Origin of the sequence: uncultured Caulobacter sp. (genome assembly GCF_937900395.1) — a bacterium.
Lineage (GTDB): Bacteria > Pseudomonadota > Alphaproteobacteria > Caulobacterales > Caulobacteraceae > Caulobacter.
Genome location: NZ_CALCDX010000098.1, coordinates 1 through 9,290, shown reverse-complemented (window position 1 = coordinate 9,290; position 9,290 = coordinate 1). Strand labels below are relative to the sequence as shown.

Here is a 9,290-nt window from a genome sequence, read left to right as displayed (position 1 = left end):
ATCGCCTTCCCGCTGAACCAGCAGGGCCAGGACCTCTTGATGAACGCCCCGGCCAATGTGCTGGACAAGCAGCTGAAGGAGCTGCACATCCGCACCGCGCCGCCCATCAAAGTCTAGGCTTGGCGGTCACCGCAAAAGAAAAGCCCTCCGGTCTCGCGATCGGAGGGCTTTTTCTTGGCGTGAGGCTTTTTGCCGGTCAGCCGATCACCACTTGGGCGGCTTGGGCGGGGCGGGGGGAGCCGGCGGGGCAGGCGGCGACTTGGGCATCTCCCGCCACAGCATGAACTGCTGCGAGCCCCGGATACCGCTGCACGAGCGCACCGTCAGGCCGGAGGGGAGGCGCGTGCCGCCATCGCCGCAGGCTTCATCCAGCTGGTCCTGATCAAGGCCGCGTGCGGCCGAGAGGTCAGCGCCGCTCAACACCACCAGCGACAGGTCGGCGTTGCGGAAGTCCGCGCCAGCGAAGACGGCCCCGCGCAGGTTCGACCCGGTCAGATCAGCGTTGCGGAAGTTCGCGCCCTCAAAGCGGCCGCCCTGGAAGTTGGCGTGATTGATGTCGGCGTTCGAGAAGTCGGCGTCGCGAGCGTTCACGCCCGACAGGTTCGCGGCGATCAGCTCGACATTCGACAACCGCGCCTTCTGTAGGTTGGCGCCGATCATGAGGACGCCGTGCAACTCGGCGGACGACAGATCGACCCGGACGAGGACGGCCTGCCGGAAGTTCGCGCCGCTGCTTTCGACGCCCGACATCCGCGCGTCGGTGAAGTTGGCGCTGTTGAAGTTGGCGCCGCGCATCTCGGCGCCGCGCAGGTCGGCGCGGCTGAGGTCGGCCGAGTAGAAGTTGCTGCCATAGAACATCGCGCCGCGCAGGTCGGCGCCGATCAGGACGGATTTGGTGAAGTTGGCGCCGGCGAACTTGGCGTTCATCAGCTTACGGCCCGCCAGATCGCAGCTGGCGCAGGTGCCGCCGAAGGAGGTCAGCCGGGCGACATCGCGGTCCTCGGTCGCGGCGTGCGCCTGGCCGGCCAGGGCCAGCAGGCTCAGCGACAGGGCGGCGATGGGAGCGCCAAGACGGAACATCAATTTCTCCGTGCAGTCCATAACGCGACTGTGTGAGTTACGGTTTGAACCGGGCAGGCGCCAGAAGCCACTTAAATCGCGGTAATGACGGGGATTTAACGGCTCGCGGGTAGAGCTGCGCGCCCTGCTCAACGACCGGTCGTTGGTGCGGTCGGACGTCAGGAGGACGCCAACGGCCCCGTCTGGTCGGACTGAGCGCCGCAGGTGTCGCAGACCGTGATCGCGCCCCGCCGGACCAGCGAGAGGTCGCCGCAGGACGGGCACATCTCGCCCTCTACGCCAGGCCTCTCAGCCCCCTCCACCCGGCGGCGGCCGAAGGCGGCGAAGACCAGGTTGTCGGGGGTGGCGCCGCGCGAGAAGCCCTTGGAGATGAAGCGGCTGGCGGGGACGGGGTCGAGCTCGCCGTCCTCGTCGGCGTCGATGAGGCGCTTGCCCGCGCCCAGGCCGTCGGCGTTGAACTCGCTGGGATCGGCGTTGGCCAGGTCGTCGCGACCCAGATACGACACGCCCAGCTCACGGAACACGTAGTCCAGGATCGAGGTCGCCGACTTAATGGAGTCGTTGCCCGTCACCGGGCCCGCCGGCTCGAATTTGGTGTAGACGAAGGCGTCGACGAACTCGTCCAGCGGCACGCCGTGTTGCAGGCCCAGGGACACGGCGATCGCGAAGTTGTTCATCAGGCTGCGGAAGGCCGCGCCTTCCTTGTGCATGTCGATGAACAGCTCGCCCAGCTCGCCATCCTCGTACTCGCCGGTGTGCAGATAGACCTTGTGACCGCCGACGGCCGCCTTCTGGATATAGCCCTTGCGGCGGTCGGGCAGGCGGCGGCGCGAGCGGTCGCGCTCGACGATCTTCTCGACCACGCGCTCGGTGACGATCGGTTCGCGCGCCATCTGTTCGCGAAGAGGCGCGGGGCGCGGCGCCTCGGCGGCCGGCTCCTCTGGCAGCTCGAGCTTGAACTCGGCCGGGGGCGCGGCGCGCTGCAGACGCAGGGCGCGGACCCCGGCGCGCGCGGCGGCGGCCTGGGCCCGAACCGCGTCGGCGGGCCGGGCGTCGAAGGGAATGGGTAACGGTACGGTCGTGGGCAGGCAGGCGAAGTCTTCCACGGCCGTTAGCATGGCTAGGCGGTCGGCGAAGCTCGGCGCCTCCACCGACTGGAACGCCTCGCGGAGATCCGGATTGAGGGCGGCGCAGTCGCCCAGCCGCCCCGCGCCCAGCGCATGGCGTTCGGCCGCCTCGATCTCGTCCTCGGTGAAGTCGGCGAAGGCCAGGGTGTCGAAGTCGCGGCGGGCGACGTCCTCGGCGGACGCGCCCAGCACGTCGCGCAGGAAGCCCGGTCCCATGACCGCGGGGGCGAAGGCGGCGCGCAGGCCGCGGCACTCGCGCAAGGCGTTCTCGGCCTTCTCGATCTCGTGGGCCGTGAATCCGCGCGCCTGCAGGACGATGTGGTCGATCGCCGGGCTTTCCAGCAGCGTGCCGTGACCCACGGCGTGGCGGCGGGCGGCGTCCAGATCCGCGCCTTCGGCTGAGAGGGCCTCCATCGCGGCGGGGCTGAAGGTCGGCAGCAGCAGGCCATCGGCGGTCTGGGCCACCGACACCGGCGACATGGCGCCGGCCGCGCCGACGGGCGCTCCGCCCAGGCGCAAGGTGGCTTCGGCGTCCTCGAACGGTCCGACTAGGCCGATCGAACGCAGGCCGTGCTTCTTGGCCAGTCCGTGCGCGGTGGCCAGGGCCGTGGCGGCCTCGGTGGCCAGCTCGGAGCGAAGGGCGGCGGCGCGCACCCGGCGCTCGGCCAGGGTCTTCAGCACGCCTTGGCGATCCTGGGCGTAGGCGGGGTCCTGACCCAGCCTCGAAGCCGCCTCGGCGCTGGCGGACAGGGCGGCGCCGACGGCCAGCGCCCAGAGCGCGGCGGCGGCGTCGCGGCCTTCCTGGCTGGTCTGGGCCAGACCCTGGCTGAGCAGGCAGTCGCCGACACCGGCGAGGGACAGGCGCGCCTGCTGGTCGCCACGATCCAGTTCCAGCGCCGTGCCCCAGAGATGGCAAACCTCGGTGAAGCGCTCGACGTCGAAGCCTTCGTCGTCAAGGAAGGCGCTGGCGTCGATCGCCGCGCCGACGCCGACGCCGCGCGCCAGGATCTCGGCGTCCTGCGGCGAGAAGGCGAGGGTGAGGGCGCCCGTTTCCCAGGCCACGTGCGCGGCCAGGGCCGCGCTCTCGTCGCCAGCGGCGACGCCATGGCGCGACGCCGCCGCGATCATGTCGGTCTCGGGCGGCGGGGCCAGGTCCGTTATCGTCGGACGCGGCGTATCGGCCGTGGCGATCGCCTCGAGGATCGTGCGGTCGTCAGCGCCCAGTTCGCGGGCCTTGCGCGCGGCGCGGGCCAAGGCGGGGTTCTTGCGGACGTCGGCGCAGGCGCGCGCGTCGCCCTGGCAGCGACGAACGGCGTCGGTGACCTGAGCCAAGGCCGCGTCCAGCCGGCTGGCGGCCTGGGCCGCCAGGGTGGCGGCGCGGCGGCGAGCCAGATTTTCCCGAGCCAGGGTCTCGAACTCGATCTCGCCCACGTCGGGCAACTGCACCTGTCCGGCCTGACCACCCGCCGGCGTGGCGTAGCCGCCCAGCATGGTCGCCAGCAGCGCGTCCTTGAAGCCAGCCGCGTCGGCCTTGTCGCCGAAGAGGCCGCGCGCCAGGCCGATCTTGGCGATGCGGTCGGCGTAGCGGGCCGGGCCGCCGCCCAGCGGCGCCTTGGGTTCGATGGTTCCGGCCCAGTCCAGCCAGGCTTCCACGCGGGCGTCCGTCCAGGCGGCCGGCGCGGCGATCACGATGATGCTGTCGGCGCGCTCGAGGTCGCGCCATTCCATCGCGGGGACCGTTCCGGCGGCTTTGGCGGGCGTGCGCATGGGACGTTTCCTGGTTCCGTCTGCCAGCTTATAGGCTTACCAAATCCTTAACGCGTGATTCCACGCGGTCGGGATGCGCGTAAGGTCGCACCTACGCTAGAGCCTCAATCGTTTGCCCTCAATAGATGTTGAGGGTCTTGCGGCCCTAATCCACAAGATGTTGAAAATCACGGGTGCGGCGCCCCGCTGGACGCTAGCGCGCCGGAGCCCTATAGTCCCCGCCGCTTCGCCGCGCTGTCGCGGCCTGTCCTCTTAAGTTTCGGGTGCGAACCTAGTGCTGAAAGCGATCTTCACCTGGTGGAACGGCGCGACCCTGGGTCAGCGTTTCCATATCGGCCGCCGCGGCGTCTTCGTGGGCCAGGACGAGCAGGGCAACCGCTATTTCGAAGCCCGCGACAACAGCGACAGCTACGATCAGCGCAAGCGTCGCTGGGTGATCTACAACGGCTACGCCGAGGCTTCGAAGGTTCCGCCGGACTGGAGCGGCTGGCTGCACTACACGCTGGACGAACCGCCGACCCAAGCGCCGCTGAAGCGTCGCGACTGGGAGAAGGACCATATCCCCAACCTGACCGGCACCGTCCATGCCTGGCGCCCGAAGGGTTCTTTGACCCGCGGCGGCGAGCGCGCGGCCGCCACCAGCGACTACCAAGCCTGGTCCCCGGAATAGGCCGGATGTCCCGCCGGACGTCCTGGATCGCCGCCGCCGCGGCGCTGGCCGGTCTGGCCGGAAGCGTGGCGTTCGCGCGCCAGACCGCTCCGCAAACCGCCCAGACGCCACAGGCCGCGCCTCAGGCGCCGACCGCGCCGACGGCCAAGCCCGCCGCGACGCCGACTCCTGAGCTTCGCCCGGCCCAGCCGGTGCAAAGCGCGCCGGCCGCCGTGACGCCGTCACCCCAGGCCGCGCCGCCGGTCGCCGCGGCGCAAAACAAGCCGGAAACGCCCGCCGCGCCGGTCAAGCCGCCAGAGCCGGCCAAGCGCCAACGCTACGCCATCGCCATCATGCAGGCGCTGGACAAGGTCACGACCGAGACCATGCGCTTCGAGGTCCCGGTTGGTCAGCCGATCCGCTACAAGACCCTGGTCTTCACGGTCCGCGCCTGCGAGACCGCTGCGGCTGACGAGGTCGCGCCGGAAACGGCGGCCTATGTCATCGTCGACACCCAGCCCAAGGCCCAGGCCGGTCGTCCCGCGCCCGCCGGACGCCAGATCTACAAGGGTTGGATGTACGCCAGCTCGCCGGGCCTGAACCCGCTGCAGCACCCGGTCTATGACGCCTGGCTGATCGCCTGCAAGCAGTCGATCCCGGTCGCGCCGCCTGCCAAGCCGTAGAAGTCGCCCTGGACGGCCAGGGCCTTGGCCAGGCGCTTGCGGTAGTCGGCGCGGCTGATCTCGATCGTCCCGAACTGCGTCAGGTGCTCGGTCAGGAACTGGGTGTCCAGCAGCTGGTAGCCGCCGGCGACCAGCCGCGCGACCAGATGCACCAGCGCGACCTTGCTGGCGTCTCGCGCGGTCGAGAACATGCTCTCGCCAAAGAACGCGCCGCCTAACGAAACGCCGTAGAGCCCGCCGACCAGCTCACCCTCCAGCCAGGTCTCGACGCTGTGCGCTAGACCGCGCGCGTAAAGCTGCCCGTAGAGCCGCTGGATGGGGTGGTTGATCCAGGTGTCGACCCGACCCGGTCGCGACGCCGCGCAGCCCTCGATCACCGCGTCGAAGACGGTGTCGATGCGGACCTCGTACGGACCGTTGCGGACCGTGCGGGCGAGGCGTTTGGGAATGTGGAAAGCCCCGAGCGGCAGGACGCCCCGCCGCTCGGGATCGATCAGGAAGAGGCTTTCGTCCTCGCGGGCGTCGGCCATGGGGAAGACGCCACGCGCGTAGCAGGCGATCAGGTCGTCGACCGTGAAGGCGTCTTCCATGGTTGAGCCTAGGCTAGGCTTCCTGGGCTTTGATCCAGCGCTCCAGCCAGTGGATGTCGTAGTCGCCGGCCAGGATGTCGGGCTGCACCAGGAGATCCTGGAACAGCGGGATCGTGGTCTCGACGCCGCCGACGACCATTTCGGCCAGGCAGCGCTTCAGGCGCGCGATGCACTCGGCGCGGTCGCGGCCGTGCACGATCAGCTTGCCGATCAGGCTGTCGTAATAGGGCGGGATCGCATAGCCGGTGTAGATCGCCGAATCCAAGCGAACGCCCAGGCCGCCAGGGGCGTGGAAGTCTGTGATGGTGCCCGGCGAGGGCGTGAAGGTCCGCGCGTTCTCGGCGTTGATCCGGCACTCGATGGCGTGGCCTTCGAAGACAACATCGTCCTGGGTGAACGACAGCGGCAGGCCGGCGGCGATGCGGATCTGCTCGCGCACCAGGTCGATGCCGGTGATGGCTTCGGTGACCGGGTGCTCGACCTGCAGGCGGGTGTTCATCTCGATGAAGAAGAACTCGTCGTTCTCCCACAGGAACTCGATGGTCCCGACGCCGAGATAGCCGATGGCCTTGACCGCATCGACGACGATCTTGCCGATCTTGGCGCGACCTTCGGCCGACAGAGCCGGCGAGGGGGCTTCTTCCAGCACCTTCTGGTGGCGACGCTGCAGCGAGCAGTCGCGTTCGCCCAGGTGCACCACGTTGCCGTGGCTGTCGGCGATCACCTGCAGCTCGATGTGGCGCGGCTTCTGGAGGTAGCGCTCCATGTAGACCGTGTCGTCGCCGAACGCGGCGCGAGCCTCGGCGCGAGCGGTGGAGACTGCTTCGGCCAGGTCTTCACGCGTCTGGGCGACCTTCATGCCGCGACCGCCGCCGCCCGCAGCGGCCTTGATCAGCACGGGGAAGCCGATCTTCTCGGCGGCCTCGAAGGCCTCTTCCTCGGTCGAGACGCCGCCGTCCGAGCCGGGAACGACCGGAATGCCGGCGTCCTTCACGGCCTGCTTGGCGGTGATCTTGTCGCCCATCATCCGGATGTGCTCGGGCTTGGGACCGATGAAGGTGAAGCCGTGCGCGCCGACGATCTCGGCGAAGCGGGCGTTCTCGGACAGGAAGCCATAGCCCGGGTGGATCGCCTGGGCGCCGGTGATCTCGGCGGCCGCGATGATCGACGGGATGTTCAGGTAGCTCTTGGCGGCCGGAGCCGGGCCGATGCAGACGCTTTCGTCAGCCAGGCGCACCCACATGGAGTTGCGGTCGGCCTCGGAGTGCACGGCCACCGTCGAGATGCCCATTTCCTTGCAGGCGCGGTGGACCCGGAGCGCGATCTCGCCCCGGTTCGCGATGAGGATCTTGTCGAACATGAGCGTTACTCGATGACGACGAGCGGCTCGCCGAACTCGACGGGCTGGGCGTCGGCGACCAGGATCTCGACGATCTTGCCGGCCTTGGGGGCGGCGATCGGGTTCATGGTCTTCATGGCTTCGACGATCAGCAGGGTCTGGCCGGCCGACACGGTGTCGCCGACCTTCACAAACGGATCGGCGCCGGGCTGCGGCGACAGATAGGCCGTGCCGACCATCGGCGACTTCACGGCGTCGCCGCGGGCGGCGGCCGGGGCCGGAGCGGCTTCAGCGGCGGGCGCGGCGGCCGGAGCCGGCGCGGCGGCGGGGGCCGGAGCAAAGGCCGGAGCGGCGGCCTGGACGTAGTTGACCGGCGCGGCGGTCAGTTCGCGCGCCACGCGGATCTTCAGGCCGGCGTGCTCGACCTCGATCTCCGTGAGGCCCGTGTCCTTCAGGATGTCCGCGATCTTGCGGACCAGACGGGCGTCGATCGCCGGAGCTTCGACCGGATCGGCGGGGGCCTTGGGGTTCGACATGGAAGCTTACCTTGTTGTTCTGAAACGCCGCGCGCCGCGGAAAAGCGCTGGGGCGAGGTTCTCGTTAAACGCCGATCAGGCCGAAAGCGGCCTCGATCGCCAATTCATAGCTGGCCGCGCCGAACCCGGAGACGATCCCCGTGGCCGCCAGCGACACATAGGTGTGACGGCGGAATTCCTCTCTCGCCGCCGGGTTGGACAAATGGCACTCGATCACCGGGATGCTCAAGGTCTTGAGCGCGTCCAGCAGCGCGATCGAGGTGTGGCCGTAGCCAGCCGGATTGAGAATGAGCGCCGAGGCCGACAAACGCGCCTCCTGCACCCAATCGATCAGCACGCCCTCGTGGTTGGACTGGCGGAAGACCACCGAAACGCCGCGCGAAGCCGCCCGCGCCTCGCAGCGCGTCCGGACATCCTCGAGCGTGTCCTTGCCGTAAATCTCGGGCTCGCGGGTTCCCAACAGGTTGAGGTTGGGGCCGCTCAGCACGTGGATCGGTTTTACCATGCGGCTCCGCCGTCGATTCCGGGAGGTCTTGTATAGCCGGTTCCCTCAGGTCACAAGCAGGGCTCGCTTCGGAGGTGAAATGAGGCTTTTGTTGAACGGGGAAGAACGGGACGTGGCCGGGGTGGTCACGATCGCCGATCTGGTGGCCTCGCTGGGCCTGGACGCCCGCAAGGTGGCGGTGGAACGCAACCTTGAGATCGCCCCGCGCTCGACCTATGCCGACACGGCTCTTGCTGACGGCGACCGCATCGAGATCGTCACTTTTATCGGCGGCGGTTGATGCTGCGTATTTGAAACGCCGGCTGACGGGGCGTAAACCAGCCGCATGAACGCGCATGTTTCCCCCGACGCCGTCGCCGCTGACACCGAAGAAACCTGGACCGTCGCCGGCCGCACCTTCCGCTCGCGCCTGATCGTCGGCACGGGCAAGTACAAGGACTATGCGACCAACGCCGCCGCCGCCCGCGCGGCGGGGGCCGAGATCGTCACGGTGGCCGTGCGCCGCGTGAACCTGACCGACCCGACCCAGCCGCTGCTGGTCGACTACGTCAAGCCGACCGAGTTCACCTATCTGCCCAACACCGCCGGCTGCTTCACCGGCGAGGACGCCGTGCGCACCCTGCGCCTGGCACGCGAGGCCGGCGGCTGGGATCTGGTCAAGCTGGAAGTCCTCAGCGACCCCAAGACCCTGTTCCCGGACATGGAAGAGACCCTGCGCTCGCTGAAGCTGCTGGTCGCCGACGGCTTCCAGGTGATGGTCTACTGCTCGGACGACCCGGTCTACGCCAAGAAGCTGGAAGAGGCGGGCGCGGTGGCGATCATGCCGCTGGGCGCGCCGATCGGTTCGGGCCTGGGCATCCAGAACCGCGTGAACCTGCGGATCATCGTCGAGAACGCCAAGGTGCCGGTGCTGGTCGACGCGGGCGTCGGCACGGCCTCGGACGCGGCGATCGGCATGGAGCTGGGCTGCGACGCCATCCTGATGAACACCGCCATCGCCGAGGCCAAGGACCC

Annotated in this window: 11 protein-coding genes; 5 read left to right on the top strand and 6 right to left on the bottom strand. The window is 69.1% G+C overall.

Features of this window, described 5'->3' with window-relative positions:
* Positions 1 to 117, top strand: a 117-nt coding sequence (locus Q0379_RS08365; RefSeq protein WP_299006989.1) for a hypothetical protein, incomplete at its 5' end; no start/stop codon positions are given.
* An 87-nt stretch (positions 118 to 204) separates the two neighbouring features.
* On the opposite strand, the gene Q0379_RS08360 is transcribed toward Q0379_RS08365, so the two are convergent.
* Together Q0379_RS08360 and Q0379_RS08355 are read right to left on the bottom strand one after the other, a co-directional pair.
* Complete coding sequence (locus tag Q0379_RS08360; protein WP_299006987.1) at positions 205 to 1,080, bottom strand: pentapeptide repeat-containing protein; 876 nt, start codon at positions 1,078 to 1,080, stop codon at positions 205 to 207.
* A 158-nt stretch (positions 1,081 to 1,238) separates the two neighbouring features.
* Entirely contained in the window at positions 1,239 to 3,974 is a 2,736-nt protein-coding gene (locus Q0379_RS08355) for a ribonucleotide reductase (protein WP_299006985.1), read from the bottom strand.
* Positions 3,975 to 4,248: 274 nt separating this feature from the next.
* Here Q0379_RS08355 and Q0379_RS08350 point away from each other — a divergent pair, with 274 nt between their 5' ends.
* Positions 4,249 to 4,644 (top strand): NADH:ubiquinone oxidoreductase subunit NDUFA12, encoded by a 396-nt coding sequence (locus Q0379_RS08350; protein WP_299006981.1) that lies wholly within the window; start codon positions 4,249 to 4,251, stop codon positions 4,642 to 4,644.
* Positions 4,645 to 4,649: 5 nt separating this feature from the next.
* Positions 4,650 to 5,306 (top strand): DUF2155 domain-containing protein, encoded by a 657-nt coding sequence (locus tag Q0379_RS08345; RefSeq protein WP_299006978.1) that lies wholly within the window; start codon positions 4,650 to 4,652, stop codon positions 5,304 to 5,306.
* Here Q0379_RS08345 and aat read toward each other — a convergent pair.
* The 4 genes from aat to Q0379_RS08325 form a co-directional block, all read right to left on the bottom strand.
* On the bottom strand, positions 5,243 to 5,896 hold the full coding sequence (gene aat / locus Q0379_RS08340) for a leucyl/phenylalanyl-tRNA--protein transferase (RefSeq protein ID WP_299006975.1): 654 nt from the start codon (positions 5,894 to 5,896) through the stop codon (positions 5,243 to 5,245). The genes Q0379_RS08345 and aat overlap by 64 nt on opposite strands.
* Before the next feature lie 13 nt (positions 5,897 to 5,909).
* Positions 5,910 to 7,256, bottom strand: coding sequence for an acetyl-CoA carboxylase biotin carboxylase subunit (gene accC, locus Q0379_RS08335; RefSeq protein WP_299006972.1), 1,347 nt, complete (start codon positions 7,254 to 7,256; stop codon positions 5,910 to 5,912).
* A gap of 5 nt (positions 7,257 to 7,261) precedes the next feature.
* Positions 7,262 to 7,771 carry an acetyl-CoA carboxylase biotin carboxyl carrier protein gene (gene accB / locus Q0379_RS08330; RefSeq protein ID WP_299006969.1) on the bottom strand — a complete coding sequence of 170 codons (510 nt, stop codon included), beginning with the start codon at positions 7,769 to 7,771 and terminating at the stop codon, positions 7,262 to 7,264.
* Between the two features lie 64 nt (positions 7,772 to 7,835).
* Positions 7,836 to 8,276, bottom strand: a complete 441-nt coding sequence (locus tag Q0379_RS08325; RefSeq protein ID WP_299006966.1) for a type II 3-dehydroquinate dehydratase — start codon at positions 8,274 to 8,276, stop codon at positions 7,836 to 7,838.
* Positions 8,277 to 8,355: 79 nt separating this feature from the next.
* On the opposite strand from Q0379_RS08325, the gene thiS reads away from it, so the two are divergent.
* Both thiS and Q0379_RS08315 read left to right on the top strand, forming a co-directional pair.
* Positions 8,356 to 8,556, top strand: a complete 201-nt coding sequence (gene thiS, locus Q0379_RS08320; RefSeq protein WP_013079290.1) for a sulfur carrier protein ThiS — start codon at positions 8,356 to 8,358, stop codon at positions 8,554 to 8,556.
* 45 nt (positions 8,557 to 8,601) lie between these two features.
* Positions 8,602 to 9,290, top strand: a 689-nt coding sequence (locus tag Q0379_RS08315; protein WP_299006951.1) for a thiazole synthase, incomplete at its 3' end; no start/stop codon positions are given.